20 protein-coding genes are annotated in these 16,087 nt (G+C 64.7%); 17 read left to right on the top strand and 3 right to left on the bottom strand.

Going from position 1 to position 16,087, the window contains the following annotated elements; all coding sequences use genetic code 11:
- The first annotated feature begins 4 nt into the window (after positions 1 to 4).
- From RMR04_RS03140 to RMR04_RS03090, 11 genes are read left to right on the top strand one after another with little or no spacing between them, the layout of a single operon-like run.
- Positions 5 to 1,057, top strand: coding sequence for a flagellar hook-associated family protein (locus tag RMR04_RS03140; protein WP_311912926.1), 1,053 nt, complete (start codon positions 5 to 7; stop codon positions 1,055 to 1,057).
- A gap of 43 nt (positions 1,058 to 1,100) precedes the next feature.
- Entirely contained in the window at positions 1,101 to 1,448 is a 348-nt protein-coding gene (gene flaF, locus RMR04_RS03135; RefSeq protein WP_311912925.1) for a flagellar biosynthesis regulator FlaF, read from the top strand.
- A 20-nt stretch (positions 1,449 to 1,468) separates the two neighbouring features.
- On the top strand, positions 1,469 to 1,933 hold the full coding sequence (gene flbT, locus RMR04_RS03130; protein ID WP_311912924.1) for a flagellar biosynthesis repressor FlbT: 465 nt from the start codon (positions 1,469 to 1,471) through the stop codon (positions 1,931 to 1,933).
- Positions 1,934 to 1,942: 9 nt separating this feature from the next.
- On the top strand, positions 1,943 to 2,221 hold the full coding sequence (locus RMR04_RS03125; protein WP_311912923.1) for a flagellar hook capping FlgD N-terminal domain-containing protein: 279 nt from the start codon (positions 1,943 to 1,945) through the stop codon (positions 2,219 to 2,221).
- 10 nt (positions 2,222 to 2,231) lie between these two features.
- On the top strand, positions 2,232 to 2,498 hold the full coding sequence (locus RMR04_RS03120) for a flagellar biosynthetic protein FliQ (RefSeq protein WP_311912922.1): 267 nt from the start codon (positions 2,232 to 2,234) through the stop codon (positions 2,496 to 2,498).
- 42 nt (positions 2,499 to 2,540) lie between these two features.
- The gene (gene flhA / locus RMR04_RS03115; protein ID WP_311912921.1) at positions 2,541 to 4,628 is read left to right on the top strand and encodes a flagellar biosynthesis protein FlhA; all 2,088 of its coding nucleotides are present in this window, start codon (positions 2,541 to 2,543) and stop codon (positions 4,626 to 4,628) included.
- Entirely contained in the window at positions 4,625 to 5,380 is a 756-nt protein-coding gene (gene fliR / locus RMR04_RS03110; protein WP_311912920.1) for a flagellar biosynthesis protein FliR, read from the top strand. Before flhA ends, fliR begins: the two co-directional genes overlap by 4 nt.
- Before the next feature lie 6 nt (positions 5,381 to 5,386).
- Positions 5,387 to 5,788 carry a hypothetical protein gene (locus RMR04_RS03105; protein ID WP_311912919.1) on the top strand — a complete coding sequence of 134 codons (402 nt, stop codon included), beginning with the start codon at positions 5,387 to 5,389 and terminating at the stop codon, positions 5,786 to 5,788.
- A gap of 54 nt (positions 5,789 to 5,842) precedes the next feature.
- Positions 5,843 to 6,520, top strand: a complete 678-nt coding sequence (locus RMR04_RS03100; RefSeq protein ID WP_311912918.1) for a rod-binding protein — start codon at positions 5,843 to 5,845, stop codon at positions 6,518 to 6,520.
- A gap of 6 nt (positions 6,521 to 6,526) precedes the next feature.
- A complete protein-coding gene (locus RMR04_RS03095) occupies positions 6,527 to 7,039 on the top strand; it encodes a hypothetical protein (RefSeq protein WP_311912917.1) in 513 nt (170 codons plus the stop codon).
- On the top strand, positions 7,036 to 7,491 hold the full coding sequence (locus RMR04_RS03090; protein WP_311912916.1) for a hypothetical protein: 456 nt from the start codon (positions 7,036 to 7,038) through the stop codon (positions 7,489 to 7,491). The genes RMR04_RS03095 and RMR04_RS03090 overlap by 4 nt, the downstream gene beginning before the upstream one ends.
- 122 nt (positions 7,492 to 7,613) lie before the next feature.
- Here RMR04_RS03090 and fliI read toward each other — a convergent pair whose 3' ends face one another.
- The 3 genes from fliI to RMR04_RS03075 form a co-directional block, all read right to left on the bottom strand.
- The gene (gene fliI / locus RMR04_RS03085; protein ID WP_311912915.1) at positions 7,614 to 8,942 is read right to left on the bottom strand and encodes a flagellar protein export ATPase FliI; all 1,329 of its coding nucleotides are present in this window, start codon (positions 8,940 to 8,942) and stop codon (positions 7,614 to 7,616) included.
- Positions 8,943 to 9,088: 146 nt separating this feature from the next.
- On the bottom strand, positions 9,089 to 9,814 hold the full coding sequence (gene flgF, locus RMR04_RS03080) for a flagellar basal-body rod protein FlgF (protein WP_311912914.1): 726 nt from the start codon (positions 9,812 to 9,814) through the stop codon (positions 9,089 to 9,091).
- Positions 9,815 to 9,816: 2 nt separating this feature from the next.
- Positions 9,817 to 10,902, bottom strand: a complete 1,086-nt coding sequence (locus RMR04_RS03075) for a DUF1217 domain-containing protein (RefSeq protein ID WP_311912913.1) — start codon at positions 10,900 to 10,902, stop codon at positions 9,817 to 9,819.
- A gap of 157 nt (positions 10,903 to 11,059) precedes the next feature.
- On the opposite strand from RMR04_RS03075, the gene motA reads away from it, so the two are divergent.
- The 6 genes from motA (at position 11,060) to RMR04_RS03045 (ending at position 15,840) form a co-directional block, all read left to right on the top strand.
- Positions 11,060 to 11,959 (top strand): flagellar motor stator protein MotA, encoded by a 900-nt coding sequence (gene motA / locus RMR04_RS03070; protein ID WP_311912912.1) that lies wholly within the window; start codon positions 11,060 to 11,062, stop codon positions 11,957 to 11,959.
- A 1-nt stretch (position 11,960) separates the two neighbouring features.
- Complete coding sequence (locus RMR04_RS03065; RefSeq protein ID WP_311912911.1) at positions 11,961 to 12,908, top strand: flagellar motor switch protein FliM; 948 nt, start codon at positions 11,961 to 11,963, stop codon at positions 12,906 to 12,908.
- A complete protein-coding gene (locus RMR04_RS03060) occupies positions 12,889 to 13,206 on the top strand; it encodes a hypothetical protein (protein WP_311912910.1) in 318 nt (105 codons plus the stop codon). The genes RMR04_RS03065 and RMR04_RS03060 overlap by 20 nt, the downstream gene beginning before the upstream one ends.
- Positions 13,207 to 13,270: 64 nt before the next feature.
- On the top strand, positions 13,271 to 13,672 hold the full coding sequence (fliN, locus tag RMR04_RS03055; protein WP_410492192.1) for a flagellar motor switch protein FliN: 402 nt from the start codon (positions 13,271 to 13,273) through the stop codon (positions 13,670 to 13,672).
- Between the two features lie 33 nt (positions 13,673 to 13,705).
- A complete protein-coding gene (locus RMR04_RS03050; RefSeq protein WP_311912909.1) occupies positions 13,706 to 14,761 on the top strand; it encodes a flagellar motor switch protein FliG in 1,056 nt (351 codons plus the stop codon).
- A 14-nt stretch (positions 14,762 to 14,775) separates the two neighbouring features.
- Entirely contained in the window at positions 14,776 to 15,840 is a 1,065-nt protein-coding gene (locus RMR04_RS03045) for an EscU/YscU/HrcU family type III secretion system export apparatus switch protein (RefSeq protein ID WP_311912908.1), read from the top strand.
- Positions 15,841 to 16,087 lie beyond the last annotated feature (247 nt).

Genomic DNA, 16,087 nt, shown 5'->3' with positions numbered 1-16,087 from the left:
CGTCATGAAGACAAGTTCTGTTTCCTCGACCTCCCTGTCGACCATGCTGCGCAGCACGATCCTGAAGGCGCAGGAGAAACTGGTCGGCGCCAACAAGGAGATGACGACGGGCCGCTATGCCGATATCGGCCTCAGCCTCGGCGCCCGCACCGGCATGACGGTCAATCTGCGCAACCAGCACGACCGTACCTCCGGCATCATCGACACCAACGGACTCGTCTCGCAACGGCTCCAGGTCACCCAGCAGGCGCTTGGCGGCATGCTCGACACGGCCCAGAATTTCCTCAAGACCCTGCTCAGCGTCCGCAACGGCGAAAGCGGCGTCGACGTCCTCGTCTCCGAGGCCACGAACAATCTCCAGGCCACCATCGGCGCGGCCAACAGCTCGATGGGCGGGCAATACATCTTCGCCGGCATCAATACGCAGCAGCAGCCGCTGACGGATTATTTCTCGAGCGCCACAGCCCCCAACAAGGCGGCCGCCGATGCGGCCTTCACCAGCTATTTCGGCTTCGCCCAGGATGATCCGGCCGCCGCCAACATCACGGCCGCCGACATGACGACCTTCCTGCAGACCAGCTTCTCCAATGAATTCGCCGATCCCGCCTGGGGAGCGAACTGGTCGACCGCGCTCGACAAGAACATCCAGAGCCGGATTTCTCCCAACGAAGTCGTCGAGGTCTCGGCCAACGCCAATTCGCAGCAGATGCGCGATCTGGCGAAGGTCTACACCATGGTCGCCGATACCGGCACCAAGAACTTGAACCAGAACGCCTACCAGGCGCTGGTCGATGAGGCGATCAAGGTCGTCAACGGCGCCATCCAGGGTCTCATCGCCAATCAGGCGCAATTGGGTTCGGCACAGGCCAGGGTCACCACCGCGAGCGAAAGGCTCACGACCCAGCGCGACATCCTGGCCCAGCAGATCATCTCCAACGAGGGCGTCGACCCCTATGAGGCGAAGGTCCGCGTCGACCAGCTCACCACCCAGGTGGAAACGGCCTACGCGCTGACCGTGAAGCTCCAGAGCCTCAGCATCCTCAACTACATGCGCTGAGCGCCCCGCTCCGCTCAACACCCAATCAAGCTGGAGGACATCCATGTATCACAGCTCGTACATCGCCGCGGCCGAGGACGATTGCGCCGTCGCGCGAGCAACCGAATGGCGAGCGCTGGACCAGGCGGTCAAGCTGCTCGAAACCGCCCGGCCGACCGGATCGGCTTCGCGCGAGACGATCGAGGCGATCGCCTTCGTCGGACGTCTCTGGACGCTGCTGATCGAGGATCTGGCGAACTCCGACAACGCGCTCCCCGAGGCGCTGCGCGCCTCGCTCATCTCGATTGGCCTGTTCGCGCTCAAGCAGGGCGAATTGCTGCGCCTCGGCCAGTCCGAGGACTTCGACTCCATCATCGACGTCAACCGGATGATCAGGGACGGCCTGGCGTGAGACAGGAGGTGAGGAAGACAATGAACCTGTCCCTGCGCGCCAACGAGAAGATCTACATCAACGGAGCGATCCTCAAATTCGATCGCAAGGTGAGCCTCGAACTGCTCAACGATGCGACCTTCCTGCTCGAGAGCCATGTCATCCAGGCCGATGAAACCACGACACCGCTTCGGCAGCTCTATTTCACCATCCAGGCCATGCTGATCGAGCCCAGGAACAGCGGCGTCATCAAGCTGATGTTCGAGCGCATGCTGATGACGACGGCGCGGATGTTCGAGGATGCGGCCGTGCTCGCCGGCCTCCAGCACATCGACCTCCTCGTGGCGGAAGACCGCTTCTTCGAGGCGCTCAAGCATTTGCGCGGCCTCTACCCCGCTGAGGCCGCCATCCTCGCAAGCTCCGGGCAGGCTCCGGCGCCTAAGCTCGATGATGCGGTCCCGATCAAGGCGATCGCAGCCCAAACCCTCACTTCACAGGTTGCTTAGGAGGCGATCATGGACGTGGCCAGCACAACCAGCGCGCAGAGCTCGACCACGAGCACCAGCACGACCAAATCAACCACCTCAAGCGGCATGGCCGACTACAACACCTTCCTGCAGCTGCTGATCGCACAAGCGAAGAACCAGGACCCGACCAACCCGACGGACCCGGCCCAATATGTCCAGCAATTCGCCGCGTTGTCGCAGGTCGAGCAGTCGGTCTCGACCAATTCGAAGCTCGACCAGATCATCGCGAGCCTCGACAGCCTGAAGACAACGACGACCGCCACCTGAGGAGCGCGCCATGAACGAGGCCGATGCTCTCGACATGATGCGCGACGCCGTCTGGGCGATCATCCTCGGCGCCGGGCCGGCGGTCGGCGCCGCGATGGCGATCGGGGTCACGATCGCGCTGATGCAGGCCCTGACGCAGGTACAGGAGGCCACTTTGACCTTCGTGCCCAAGATCGTCGTCATCCTCGTGGTGATGGCGACCACCGGATCCTTCACCGGCGCGCAGATCTTCGCCTTCACCGAACGCGTCTACGGGCGCATCGAGCGCGGTTTTTAGCCCGAGCTCGCAACCCCTTCCGGCGGCAGGACAAAACGCAGCATGACGATCCAGGACGTCTCATCGGGCAAGGCTGTACCGAACAGCGGACGCGATGTCGGCTTCGCCGTCGGCATCATCGGCATTCTGTCGATCCTGTTCCTGCCGATCCCGGCCTTCGCCATCGACCTCGGGCTGGCGTTTTCGATCTCGCTGTCGGTCCTGATCCTGATGGTCTCGCTGTGGATCCAGAAGCCGCTCGAATTCTCCTCGTTCCCGACGATCCTGCTGGTCGCGACGATGCTGCGGCTCTCGCTCAACATCGCCACGACGCGCGTCATCCTCTCGCATGGCAATGAGGGCTCGAACGCCGCAGGCTACATCATCGACGGCTTCTCGCGCTTCGTCATCGCCGGCGATTTCGTCATCGGGCTGATCGTCTTCATCATCCTGGTCACCGTCAATTTCATCGTGATCACCAAGGGTGCGACCCGCATCGCCGAGGTCGGAGCCCGCTTCACGCTCGACGCCATCCCCGGCAAGCAGATGGCGATCGACGCCGATCTCTCGGCCGGATTGATCGATGCGCCCGAGGCCCAGAAGCGCCGGCGCGAGCTGGAGGAGGAAAGCTCCTTCTTCGGCTCGATGGACGGCGCCTCGAAATTCGTCCGCGGCGATGCGATCGCGGGCCTGATCATCACCGCCGTCAACATTCTCGGCGGCATCATCATCGGGGTGACGCGCCACGGCATGTCGCTGTCGGAATCCTCCGACGTCTTCGTCAAGCTGGCCGTCGGCGACGGCCTCGTCACGCAGATCCCGGCCCTGATCGTTTCGCTCGCGGCCGGCCTGCTCGTCTCCAAGGGCGGCATGCGCGGAACAGCCGAGCAGGCGATCCTCGGCCAGCTCGGGCATTATCCGCGCGCGCTCTTCGTCGCCGCCTTCCTGATGTTGATCCTGGCGCTGGTGCCGGGACTGCCGCTCCTGCCCTTCGCCCTGCTCGGCGGGCTGATGGCCTTCGTCGGCTATACCATCCCCAAGCGCCTGGCCGAGCGCGAGGCGGCCGCCGAGGAAATCCGTGCCATGGAGGCCGAGCAGGCCGTCCATGACAGCAAGGACACGATCAAGGACTCGCTGGCGATCTGCGAGATCGAACTGAGCCTGGGCAAGCAGTTGTCGGCCGAGATGCTGAACGCCCATAGCGAACTCGCTCATCGCGTCGCCAAGATGCGCAAGAAATTCGCGGCGCAATACGGGTTCGTCGTGCCGGAGATCAAACTCTCCGACAGCCTGCGCCTGCCGCCCAAGGCCTATGAGTTCCGCATCCACGGCACGGTCGTCGCCTCCGGCGAAATGCGCCCCGGCAGCATGCTCGTCGTCGTCGGCGATGGTCGCCTGCCGGATCTGCCGGGCGAGGAGGTTCGTGAGCCGGCTTTCGGCGTCAAGGCGATGTGGGTCTCAGAGAGCTACGCCAATGAGGTGAAGCGCGAGGGCATGCACCCGGTCGATCGCCTTTCGGTGCTGCTCACCCATCTCAGCGAGACGATCCGCAAGAATCTCGGCCAGCTCCTGTCCTACAAGGACATGCGCGGCCTGCTCGACCGGCTCGGCCCGGAATACAAGAGGCTGCTCGACGAGATCTGCCCGGCGCATATGTCGCTGTCGAGCCTGCAAGCCGTGCTGCGCCTGCTGCTGTCCGAACGCGTTTCGATCCGCAACCTGCATCTCATCCTCGAGGTGATCGCCGAGATCGCGCCGCATGTGCGCCGGGCCGAACCGATCGTGGAACATGTGCGCATGCGCATGGCCCAGCAGATCTGCGGTGATCTTACTGAGGACGGCGTGCTCAACATGCTGCGCCTGGGCAATCGCTGGGACCTCGCCTTCCATGAGAGCCTCCGGCGCGACGCCAAGGGCGACGTCATCGAATTCGACATCGATCCCCGCCTCATCGAGGAATTCGCCGCCGAGGCGACGACCGCGATCCGCAGCCGGATGGACCAGGCGCAGAACTTCGTCCTGGTCACCAGCCCCGATGCGCGCCCTTACGTCCGCATGATCGTCGAGCGCATCTTCCCGGCGCTGCCCGTCCTCTCCCATGTCGAGATCGCGCGCGGGCTCGAGGTCAACCAGCTGGGCACGATCTCGTGACGCCGGTCACGCCCGAAATCCTGCTGCATGCCTTCCTGATCTTCTGCCGCATCGGCGCATGCCTGATGCTGATGCCGGGTTTCTCCAGCCCGCGCGTGCCGGTGCGGCTGCGCCTGCTCATGGCCGGCGGCATCACCCTGGCCTTGACACCCTTCGCCCTGCCGGCCTTCGCAACTGTCGGCGCCGATCCCGGTCCGGCGACGCTGCTGCGGCTCATCGTCTCCGAGACGATGACCGGCGCGCTGATCGGGCTGATGGCGCGCTTCTTCTTCCTCGCGCTGCAGACCATCGCGACCGCCATGGCGACCGCCTCGGGGCTTGGACAATTGCCGGGCTTGCCGATCGACGAGGCGGAGGCGTCGGCGCCCTTCGTCACGCTGATCACCATGACCGCGGCGACGCTGATGTTCGTGACGAACCAGCACGCCGAGGTCATCCGGGCGCTGGCCGGTTCCTATGCGCGCATCGCACCGGGCACCGCATTCGACGCGCAGGCGGGCCTGATCCAGCTCGCCGACCGCGCCTCGGACAGCTTCTTCCTGGCTTTGAGGATAGGCAGCCCGTTCATGATCTATGGGGTGGTGGTCAACCTCGCCATCGGATTGATGAACAAGCTCACCCCCCAGATCCCGGTGTATTTCATCTCGCTGCCCTTCGTCATCGCGGGCGGCCTGTTCCTGCTCTATTTTACGGGGCCCGAGGCGCTGCGGCTGTTCATCACGGCCTTCTCGTCCTGGCTCGCGCATGGCTGAACCGGGATGCCGCGCAAGCGCCTGAAATCGATCGAACGGATGCTGGCGATCCAGTCGCGGATCCGCAGCCTCGCCGAATGGCGCCAGAAGGCGATCGAGCGGAAGGCCGCCGAGGCGAAGGACGAATCGCGCGCGCTCCTCGCCTCGCTCAACGGCGATGGCCTCGTCGACGGGCTGTTCGCGGATATGACGGCCAAGCGCCTGCACCGGGTTTCGCTGTCGCTCTGGGAGCTGGAGGCCGCCGCCGCCGAGCAAGCAAAGCACGTCGTCGCGGAAACCGGGCGCGAGAAACAAACCGCGCGCCTCGCCGATCATGTCCGGCGGATCAAGCTTCGCGCCGACCAGGACGATGTATTGGTCGAGATCATCGACAGCATCGAGGGCAAGAGAGCGGCAAGCCTCGAATAAGCCTGATGGTGCAATCTCCCGGCGTGATCGTTCAATGACCTTGGAAAGGCGACCATGGCGATTTCTCCTCCATCCGACATCGTTCTCGACGTCGCCCTCGCCGCCGATCCGCAGCGTCAGCGCGCAGCCTTCGACCGGCTTGCCCGCATGGCCGTGCCCGGCGCGGCCGCCACGCAATTCGCCTCGGCCGTCGAAGGCGCCGGCGCCGCCTTACAGGCTCCGGGGCTGGCCAGCGCGCGCGACAAATTCGCCAGCCTGACGCTCACCCAACCATCATTTGCCAAACCATCATTTACCAAGCCGTCTGCCGCAGCCGCAGGCGACCAGTCCGCCACGGCCAAGACGCTGCGCCAGTTCGAGGCGCAGGTGATCTCGACCTTCATCGAGCAGATGATGCCGGAAGCCACGACCAACACCTTCGGCAGCGGGTTGTCGGGCGGTGTCTGGCGCTCGATGCTGTCCGAGCAGATCGCCGGCGAGATCGCCAAGACGGGTGGCCTCGGCATTCGCAGCAAGGTCATGGCCGCGCTCGCGGCGCGGTCCGGCAACATTGCGGGCGCGGAGCCCGGCACGGTGGTCGCGACGACCCAGAAGACCTTGGCTCCGACCGCCAGCGCCGGCGCGAGTTCGCGCGACCTCGCCATTCCGCTCACGGTCGAGCGCAAGCTCCTGAACATCACCCGGCCCAGCGCAATCGGCGTGGGTCGAACCTCCACAACCCGACAGGTGTGACGCATCATGAGCGAACAGCAAGACGACATGGCCGTGCTCGAATTGAACCCGCCCGCCCAGGAAGGGGCGCAGGCGCCGAGTTCGACTGGGGCCATCGCGCTCAGGAGCCCGAGTCCGACCGCGCCCGAAAAGCCCTCGGAGGCCGGGCGCGCGATGTGGACCGTGCTGGATCATCTCGAACAGGTGCTCGACCACGAGACCTCCGAATTGATGGCCCTCAGGAACGCCGACCTCAACCGCCTCAACGAGACCAAAAGCCGTTTGCTCCTCGACGCCAGCCGCGCCGTGCGGGCGATCAGCAACGAAACCATCGACGGCCCGCTCCTGGCACGGTTGTCGACGCTGCGATTGAAGCTCGAGCACAACCGTCTCGCCATCGCCATGCATCTCGACGCCGTGCGCGAGATTGCAGCCGCGATGGCCACCACTTTGATGGACGCGGATTCGGACGGCACCTACTCCGCCACGGTCTCCTCGCAGCTCGCCGCGCCGATGCCGGCCAAAGCGCCCGCGATATGACGACGGCGCGCCTCTTCCTGCTCGGCGCCTGGGTTTGCGGGGTGACCCTGATCTCAGGACACCTCGCTTTGACCTGGCGGGCCGAACGGGCGCCTGCCACGGAGACACCTTTCTTCGAAGGGTTGGAGTATGAGGAAACCAGCCTGATCCATGTGCCGATCCTCGCCGGCGGCGAGGTCAAGGGCTATGTCGCGGCCCAGTTCGTCTTCACGGCGGACGCCCACACCTTGCGGCAGATGACGGTGAAGCCCCACCCCTTCGTCCGGGACGAGGCGCTGCGCGCGATCTACTCCAATACCCAGATCGATTTCTCGCGGTTGGAGCGGGTCGATATCGACGCGTTGCTGAAAAGCGTGAAGACCAATGTCAACACCCGCCTCGGCGGCGAGTTGATCAAGGACGTGCTCATCAAGGAATTCAACTATGTGCGCAGGGAGCAACTGCGCAGCTGATTTTCGACAGAACAGCGCCATTGCGAGCGTGAGCCGAAGCAATCCAGGGCGGCAGAGCGCGTCGGTCTGGATTGCTTCGGCTCACGCTCGCAATGACGTTTCCTGGGCAGTCGAAAACGCATTCACCCCTGCTGCTGCAGCGCGCTTGCCAGATCCTGGAACACGTCGGCGCTCAGCGGCGCGCTCATGTCCTGGTGCAGCGCCGTGTAGATGCGCGGCACGAGCGCGATCGCCGTGTCGAGCTCGGCATCGGCTCCGGCCTGGTAGCCGCCCATCAGGCGCAGATCCCGCGTATCCTCGAAGCGCGCGACGAGGCCCTTCATCCGGGTGGCGAGGACACGCTGTTCCGGCGTCCAGACATGGTGCGCCAAGCGTGAAACCGAGGACAACACATTCACCGCCGGATAGCGGCCCTGATCGGCGATGGAGCGGTCGAGCACGAGATGCCCGTCCAGCGTGCCGCGGATACTGTCGGCGACAGGGTCGTTATGGTCGTCGCCGTCGATCAGTACCGAGAATATCCCGGTGATGGCGCCCGCCCCCTCGATGCCCGGGCCGGCCCGTTCGAGGAGCTTGGGCAGAGCACTGAACACGCTCGGCGTATAGCCGCGCGCAACTGCGGGCTCGCCCGCCGCCAGGGCCACGTCGCGCGCGGCATGGGCGAGACGCGTCACGGAATCGATGATGAGTAGGACATCCTCGCCCTGGTCGCGGAAATATTCGGCCACCGCCATCGCCGTGTTCGGAGCGAGCCGGCGCATCATCGCGCTCTCGTCGCTGGTCGAGACTACCGCAACCGCGTTGGCGCGCATCGCCCCCAAGGTATCGTCGAGGAATTCGCGTACCTCGCGCCCGCGCTCGCCGACGAGCCCGATGACGATCGTGCCGAAGCCCGGCGCCCGCGCCAGCATCGAGAGCAAGGTCGATTTGCCGACGCCGGACCCGGCGAAGACGCCGATGCGCTGGCCCGCGCATAGCGGCGTGAACAGATCGATCACCTTCACGCCCGTGCGGATCGGCCGCGTGACGCGGGCGCGCTTCATCGCTTCCGGCGGCGGCCCGTCGACGCGCATCGCGGTATCGCCAGGCAGCAGCGGCCCGGCCTCGTCGAGCGGCTCGCCGAAGGCGTTGATCACGCGGCCCTTCCAGCTCTGCGCCGGCCGCAGCGTCATCGCGCCGGCGACGCTGGCACGCGCGCCGAGCCCGACGCCCACGGTGGTCGCGAACGGCTTGACCAGAACGCCGTCCCGGTCGATGCGGATGGCCTCGCCGAATTCCTCACGCCCATTCGCGGAGAGCGCGATGCGTTCGCCGAGCCGGACGAAGCGGGAGAGCCCCGCGACACGCACCGCAGCCGGCGTGACCTCTGAGACCGCGCCGCTGATCCGCACCAATTCATGCGTTTGCGGGCCACCGGCAATGGCTTGTTCGAGACGGGCGAGCGCGTTCATCGCAGTCCTGTGCGGGAGGCCAAAGCGTTTTCAAGCGAAGTGGCCACCAGTTCGCATGAAGAAAACGCGTTACAGCAAAGATCCAGAGCAATTGAGCGATCCAATTGGATCGGAAATTGTTCGAAAGGGTCAGGTCCGGCCAGCACTCAGCTGGTCTCGCCGAGCGAGCGGATGGCACCGTCGACGGACTTCTCGCTCTTGTCGATCGCGTTCGCGGCGCTCTCGAAGGCGCGCGTCACCATGATCAATTTCGCCATCTCCCGGATGGGATTGACGTTGGAGCCTTCGACGTAACCCTGGCGGACACCATTGGTGATGAAATCGAGGATCGGAGTCGCCGCCTTGTCGGGAATCACGCCGGAATTCTCGTAGCGCTGCAGCTTCGCATTGGGGTCGATCGTGAACAGGCCGAGCGCCCCGACCTGCTGGGTGCCCTGCCAGATCATGCCGTCCTTGGCGATCACGGGCGGGCCGGCTTCCGGATCGAGCAGCATCGGCGAGCCGCCGGCATCGAGAACCGGATAGTTCGAATGCGTCTGCAATTCGCCCTGGGCCGTGATCTTCATGCGGCCATCGCGCGTATAGACCGTGCCGGCTGGAGTCGAGATGGCGAGGAAACCGTCGCCTTCCACCGCGACGTCGAGCGGGTTCCCGGTCTTGTCGACGCCGCCCTGCATCCGGTTGATGAAGCTCTCGCCCTCCGAGGCGAAGTTGACGCCATCGGGTCCCTTCTTCGACAGGAAAGTGCTGAACTTGACCTCCTCGGCGCGGTAGCCGGCGGTGTTCATGTTCGCGACGTTGCGGGCGAGTGTTTCCATCCGCTTTTCGAGGACGAGTTGGGCGGAGAGGCCGACATAGATGGAGGGCTGCATGGTCAGATGCCTCCGAGGCGAAGTTTCTGCAGGCTGGCCAATACGTCCTGGCCGATCAGGGCGGAGGAGGGCTGGCTGAAGAGCAGCATGGTCGGGTTCGACGAAGCACCGCTCGCCGCATCCGCCAGGCTGGTGAAGCGCTGCATGAAGCGCTTGAGTCCGTCTGGATCCTGCAGCGTCTTGAGGTCGAGCTTCTTCTCGATCATCTTCGCCTGCTGATCGATCGGCATCGCGGAGGTCTCCGCGGGGATGCCGAGCGCCGTCTGGACGACCTTCAACAGGGCGGCGTCCGCCAGGACCTGGTAGGCGGTCTTGATCGTTGGCGCCTTGCGCTCGAAATAGAGCGCGAGACGAACGTTGTCGTCGCTGGCGCCCGCATCCTGCTCGAGCTTCTGGCGCGTGTATTTCTCGACCGTGGTCTTCGTCTGGTCGCTTCTGATGGCCGCGTTATGGCGATCGACCGTTTGCTGCATCATCGCCTTGTCGCTGGTGGCTTTTGCGCCCTTGTCGGCAAAATCAAAGGCCTTCAGGAATGCGCGAAACTGCTTGTCGATCGCCGGATCGTCGAAGTGAAGCGGCGAATCCTTGCCGAGATGGAGCGCCTGGGTGACGGCCTCCTTCTCCTCTGGCGTGTCGACGATGGACTCCAGACCGAACGCCTTGATCGCGTAGTCGAACATGCGCGAGGCGCTTTTGTCCGTGAAACTGGTAACCGTCTTCACCTTGCCGATATTGGTCTGGAAATAGGTCGTGTCGGCGGTCTCGGTCGAAAAATCGAACGCTGCCGCCAGTTCACGATAGCGCGGGTCGGTGAGCTTGTTCGCGAAGCTGCTGGAATCCGTGACCCCGCCTGCGAGGACTTTGCGCATGAAGGCCTTGGCATAGGCCATGTCACCCAGGCCGAAGGCCTCCACGGCATAGCGGTAGAGGCGATCGTCCTTCATGAAGTCGTCGAGCGTCTTCACCTTGCCGATGTTCTTCTCGAAATAGGCTGAATCATTGGCGACCTCAGGCTTTGCGGCTGTCCGCGCGAGCGACTGAGTCAGGTTCCGCGTCACCGCCTGATAAGCGATCATCGTCGTGGTCATCGGCGCCTCCGCAGCAAACGGGTTATTGCGATCTTCGCCGATCACGGTCCCGCGTAAGGCTTGCGTGGACCTGACCGAGATGTGCGCGCCGGTTTCAGCCTCGCGCAAGCCAGCTCGTCTACTCCTCGACATGTAGATTGCGAGAAGGAGCGGCGCGTTGAGCGTACTGATCGGACTGACGATAGCAGTAGGTTCACTGATCGGTGGCTTTGCCGCCATGGGCGGGCATGTCGCCGTGCTCTGGCAGCCATGGGAGCTGGTCATCATCCTGGGAACGGCGATCGGAACCTATATCATCGCCAACCCGATGAAGATCGTCTCCGACACCGGCACGGCGGTAACGGAAGCGCTGCGAAACGCCGTGCCGAGCCAGGCGCATTACTTCGAAATCCTCGGCGTCCTCTATGCGTTGATGCGCGAATTGCGCAACAAGGGCCGCGCCGAGGTCGAGGCGCATGTCGAGGCTCCCGCTGAATCCGCGCTCTTTGCGAATGCGCCCAGCGTCCTGGCTGACGCCAGGTTGACGACCTTCATCTGCGATTATTTCCGCTTGGTCATCGTCGGCAAGGCGCAGGCCCATGAGGTCGAGGCCCTCCTCGACGAGGAGATCACGAGCCAGCTCCAGGACAGCCTGAAGCCCTATTACGCACTGGGCATGGTGTCGGAGGCCCTGCCCGCGCTGGGCATCGTCGCCGCCGTCCTGGGCGTGATCAAGGCCATGGGCGCAATCGACCAGTCACCGGCCCTGCTCGGCGGCTTCATCGGGGCGGCCCTGGTCGGCACCTTCGCCGGCATCTTCTTCTCCTATGCGGTGATCGGGCCGATCGCCCAGAAGATCAAGACGACGCGCGAACGGCAGGCGCGGGTCTACATCGTCGTCAAGCAGACCATCCTCGCCTTCATCGGCGGCGCCGCCCCTCAGGTCGCGCTCGAATATGGCCGCAAGGTCATCTCGGCCAGCGAGAGACCCTCGATCGACGAGGTCGAGGACAAGACGATCAGCGCGGCTCCGCGCGGCGCTGCCGCCAACGACCGTCCCCAGCAGGAAGCCGCCTGACATGAGCACTGCTTCACAGCCCCTCCGCGAGGACAAGCTGCTCGACTCGACGGGCATCTCGATCGACCGACTGCCCATGCTGCAGATGGTCTTCGACCGGCTGGCGACGAGCTGCGCCGACGCGGTGCGCCAGATGTCATCTTCGCCGGCCTATTTCTCGCTCGCCGGCGTCCAGAGCCAGCGCATCGGCGATGCGCTCAACGCCCATGCCTACAACGCCATCGCCGGTATCTTCCATGCGCGCGAATGGGATTCGCGCATCCTGATCGGCTTCGACCGCGATTTCATCTTCACTCTGCTGGAGGTGATGTTCGGGGCCGATGGCAGCGAGGCGCCGTTCAAATACGAGCCCGACTTCCCCGATGACGAGCGCCCCTACACCAATATCGAGATCCAGGTGGCCCAGGCGCTGTTCGAACTCGCCGCCCGCAACCTGAAGAGTGCCTTCGCCCCGGTCTGCGACGTCTCCTTCGATTTCGAGCGCGTCGAGACGCGCATGTATTTCGCGACGATCGGCAGCCGCAGCAACCTCGCCGTCAAGGCCCAGTTCCTGGTCCAGGGCCTCGACAATTGCGGCCAGATGTTCGTCGTCATCCCGCAGACCGCGCTGAACCCGATCCGCCAGAACCTGGCCCATGTCCATTCCGGCCAGTCCACCGCCCGGGATCCGCGCTGGACCAAGCAGATCCGCTCCGAGGTGCAAAGGACGGAGGTCAAGCTCCAGGCGATCCTCGAGGAGCGCGCCATGACGCTCGGCGAGATCGGCTCGCTGCAGATCGGGCAGGTGATCGAGCTGCAGGCCTCGCCGCAATCCAAGATCCAGCTCCAGTGCAATGACGAGACCGTCTTCTGGTGCCAGCTCGGGCAGCGCAACGGCTCCTATGTGCTGCGCATCCAGGACCACGCCAACGAGGAACAGGAGTTTCTAGATGACCTTCTATCTCGGTGAAGTCGTACTCTTCGCAGCGCTGCTGCTCACCAGCCTCCAGGTCCTGCGGATGCGTAGCGAGCTCAGGCGCATGCGCAGCTTCCATGCCGAATTCCAGAGCGTGTTCAGCCAGACCGAGGCGGCACTGCGCGCGATCCAGTCCACCGTCCGCGACCTCCAGGCCAGCGGCCGCGACGTCGTCGAGGAACTCGGACAGCGGATCGACACGGGCTGCCACCTCCTGCGCGAGCTGAAATCGGCCAACGCGCGCACCGAGCGCATCTCGCCCCGCGCCAGCCGAGATGCCAACGCCGCCTGAAATGCCTTCATCCCCGCTGCCGGATGCGACCGGCAGAGCGTTCCGATAGTCCCCGGAGACCCCCATGACGAAGCCCAACAAGTCCGTGAAGCTGCCCGAGCTGACGCCGGAGGACGTGCCCGCCGGCGTGGCGGAGGCGGAAACCGAGAGCGCCTCAGCCACGGCGGAAGGAGCGCCCGGAGCCGTCACAGAGGCGAATGAGATGCTCAATCTCGACGCCGTCATGCGCATTCCCGTCAACATCCAGGTCGTACTGGGCAGCGCCACCATGCAGGTCGCCAATCTGATGAAGCTTCGCCGCGGCGCCGTCGTGCAGCTCGACCATCGCGTCGGCGAACCGGTCGATGTCGTGGTGAACGGGCGCATCGTCGCGCGCGGCGAGGTCGTGATCGTCGAGGACGACAACAGCCGCTTCGGCGTGTCGCTTACCGAGATCGTCGGCGTCCAGGCCAAGTTCGAAGCGTGAGTGGCAAGTTCGAAGCGTGAGTGGATCATGTCGATGACGGGGACTGCTAAGGACAACAGGGCGAACGCCACGCCAGCCATCGTCCCGGCGGCTGACGGGCTCAGCGGAGCGCAGAAGGCGGCCGTCCTGGTCCTGGCGATGGGCAAGCCCCTTGCCGGGCGGATGCTGAAGCATTTCGAGCCCGGCGAGATCCGCCTGCTGATGCGCTGCGCCGCCGAGCTCGGACCGGTCCCGGCCGACAACATCGCGACGTTGGTGGAGGAGTTCAGCGACCGCTTTTCCAGCGGCGTGAACCTGGTCGGCTCGCCGCGCGAGGTCCAGAAGCTATTGACCGGCATGCTGCCGGCCGAGGAGATCACCGAGATCATCGGCGAGACGGCGGACGCAGCGAACCGCTCGATCTGGGACCGCGTCTCGATGATGTCGGAAAGCGTGCTGGCGGGCTACCTCGCCAAGGAGCACCCGCAGACCATTGCCTTCATCCTGTCCAAGCTCAGCCCGTCCTGCGCCTCGCGGATCATGACGCAATGGCCGGCCGGCCAGCGCCACGAGCTGATGCGCCGGATGCTGAACCTCAAGCCCGTGGCGGAGCAGCCGGGCGCGATCGTCGAGAAGGCGCTCTATGAAGGCTTCACCCTGAACCTGGCGCGCAACAAGGGCGCCGACACCCATGCCCGCATGGCCGACATCCTCAACAAGATGGACAGCCAGGACATGGAGGAGGCGCTCGACAGCCTGCAGCGCGTACGCCCGGAATCGGCCGAGATGCTGAAGGGGCTGCTGTTCGTCTTCGAGGACATCGTCAAGCTCTCGCCGCGCGACCGCATGGCGATCTTCGACCAGGTGCCGACAGACCGCCTCGTCCTGGCGCTCAAGGGAACCGAGACCCTGTTCAGGGAGCAGATCCTGTCCTCCCTGGCGACGCGCGCACGCCGCATCGTGCAGCAGGACCTCGAGAACGGCGAACCGGCCCTGCAGCGCGACGTCATCGAGGCGCGCCGCGCCATCACCGACATTGCGCTCGACATGGCGGGCCGCGGCGAGATCGAGCTCAATTCGGAGCGCGAGGACGGCGCTTACTTCCAATGAGACGGTGACCGGCGTTGTCCGAGCAAGACCAGGAAAGCAAGACCGAGGAGGCCTCCGAGAAGAAGATTCGGGACGCGATCGAGCGTGGCAACACGCCCTCCTCGAAGGAGGCGCCGATCTTCGCCAGCATCGCTGCGACCTTGATCGCAAGCGTCTTCCTGATCCGCGCCAGCAGCGGCGAGCTCGCACGCTTCCTCTCGAACTTCCTCAGCGATCCCGCCGGCTTCGACATCTCGACGAACAAGAACACGACGACGCTCCTGACCTATGTCGCCGTGCAGGCCAGCCTCTTCGTCGGGCCGATCCTGCTGCTCTTCATGGTCTTCGGGCTGAGCGCCTCCTTCCTGCAGCACGCGCCGCAGTTCTCGCTGGAACGGATCAGCCCGCAATGGTCGCGCATCTCTCCCGGGAAGGGTTGGTCGCGCATCGCCGGGGCGCAGGGCCTGATGGAATTCGGAAAGTCACTGGCCAAATTCGCCGCCATCGCGGTGACGACCTGGCTGATCCTCAAATCGGACAAGAACACGGTGGTGACGGCGATGCTGCAGGACCCAAGCACGATTCCGGAACTGGTCCTCACCATCGCGACCCGGCTGCTCTCGGCCGCTTGCGTCGCGACGATCGTGATCGTCGCCGCCGACCTCGTCTGGACGCAGAAATCCTGGCGCCGCTCGCTGCGGATGACGAAGCAGGAGATCAAGGACGAGCACAAGCAGGCCGAAGGCGACCCGATCCTGAAATCGCGCCGGCTCTCGCTGGCGCGCGACCGCGCCAGAAGCCGCATGATGGCCGCCGTGCCGCGCGCCACGATGATCATCGCCAACCCGACTCATTACGCGGTGGCGCTGCGCTATGTGCCCGAGGAAGGCGGCGCGCCGCTGGTGCTCGCCAAGGGCATCGACCTGATCGCCTTGAAGATCCGCGAGATCGCCGAGGCCAACGACATTCCGGTGATCGAGGACCGCGTCCTGGCACGCTCGCTTCATGCCAGCGTGCAGATCGACCAGATGATCCCGCCGGAGTTCTACAAGGTCGTTGCCGAGCTGCTATGCCTGGTCTACGCCCGCAAGGTGGCCTGAGCGACCAGCCTATAGCTGATCAGGCATCCCGATAAAGCGCGTCATCCCGGCCGCAATCGCCACATCTGCACTCAGGTCGAAAATCCTCCGCAATCCGGTAAGCTCCACGCAAGCTTTCGCAGGCTATGGTCACGGCATGGCAGGTTGACCTGATGGGCGCGTCCCACATCGTCGAAGGCATGATGCCGCCCTGCCATACCGGTTAAAATCCGGAATGTTCCCCATCATTCATCGATAGAGGAACAGA

Source organism: Bosea sp. 685 (assembly GCF_031884435.1).
Classification (GTDB): domain Bacteria; phylum Pseudomonadota; class Alphaproteobacteria; order Rhizobiales; family Beijerinckiaceae; genus Allobosea.
This window is presented reverse-complemented; position numbering and strand designations above follow the sequence as displayed.

What these genes read in the sequence shown, in the direction of transcription:
- RMR04_RS03140 (WP_311912926.1), top strand. Translation starts at nt 5, where the DNA reads ATGAAGACAAGTTCTGTTTCCTCGACCTCCCTGTCGACCATGCTGCGC.
- flaF (WP_311912925.1), top strand. Translation starts at nt 1,101, where the DNA reads ATGTATCACAGCTCGTACATCGCCGCGGCCGAGGACGATTGCGCCGTC.
- flbT (WP_311912924.1), top strand. Translation starts at nt 1,469, where the DNA reads ATGAACCTGTCCCTGCGCGCCAACGAGAAGATCTACATCAACGGAGCG.
- RMR04_RS03125 (WP_311912923.1), top strand. Translation starts at nt 1,943, where the DNA reads ATGGACGTGGCCAGCACAACCAGCGCGCAGAGCTCGACCACGAGCACC.
- RMR04_RS03120 (WP_311912922.1), top strand. Translation starts at nt 2,232, where the DNA reads ATGAACGAGGCCGATGCTCTCGACATGATGCGCGACGCCGTCTGGGCG.
- flhA (WP_311912921.1), top strand. Translation starts at nt 2,541, where the DNA reads ATGACGATCCAGGACGTCTCATCGGGCAAGGCTGTACCGAACAGCGGA.
- RMR04_RS03105 (WP_311912919.1), top strand. Translation starts at nt 5,387, where the DNA reads ATGCCGCGCAAGCGCCTGAAATCGATCGAACGGATGCTGGCGATCCAG.
- RMR04_RS03100 (WP_311912918.1), top strand. Translation starts at nt 5,843, where the DNA reads ATGGCGATTTCTCCTCCATCCGACATCGTTCTCGACGTCGCCCTCGCC.
- RMR04_RS03095 (WP_311912917.1), top strand. Translation starts at nt 6,527, where the DNA reads ATGAGCGAACAGCAAGACGACATGGCCGTGCTCGAATTGAACCCGCCC.
- RMR04_RS03090 (WP_311912916.1), top strand. Translation starts at nt 7,036, where the DNA reads ATGACGACGGCGCGCCTCTTCCTGCTCGGCGCCTGGGTTTGCGGGGTG.
- fliI (WP_311912915.1), bottom strand. Translation starts at nt 8,942, where the DNA reads ATGAACGCGCTCGCCCGTCTCGAACAAGCCATTGCCGGTGGCCCGCAA.
- flgF (WP_311912914.1), bottom strand. Translation starts at nt 9,814, where the DNA reads ATGCAGCCCTCCATCTATGTCGGCCTCTCCGCCCAACTCGTCCTCGAA.
- RMR04_RS03075 (WP_311912913.1), bottom strand. Translation starts at nt 10,902, where the DNA reads ATGACCACGACGATGATCGCTTATCAGGCGGTGACGCGGAACCTGACT.
- RMR04_RS03065 (WP_311912911.1), top strand. Translation starts at nt 11,961, where the DNA reads ATGAGCACTGCTTCACAGCCCCTCCGCGAGGACAAGCTGCTCGACTCG.
- RMR04_RS03060 (WP_311912910.1), top strand. Translation starts at nt 12,889, where the DNA reads ATGACCTTCTATCTCGGTGAAGTCGTACTCTTCGCAGCGCTGCTGCTC.
- fliN (WP_410492192.1), top strand. Translation starts at nt 13,271, where the DNA reads ATGACGAAGCCCAACAAGTCCGTGAAGCTGCCCGAGCTGACGCCGGAG.
- RMR04_RS03050 (WP_311912909.1), top strand. Translation starts at nt 13,706, where the DNA reads ATGACGGGGACTGCTAAGGACAACAGGGCGAACGCCACGCCAGCCATC.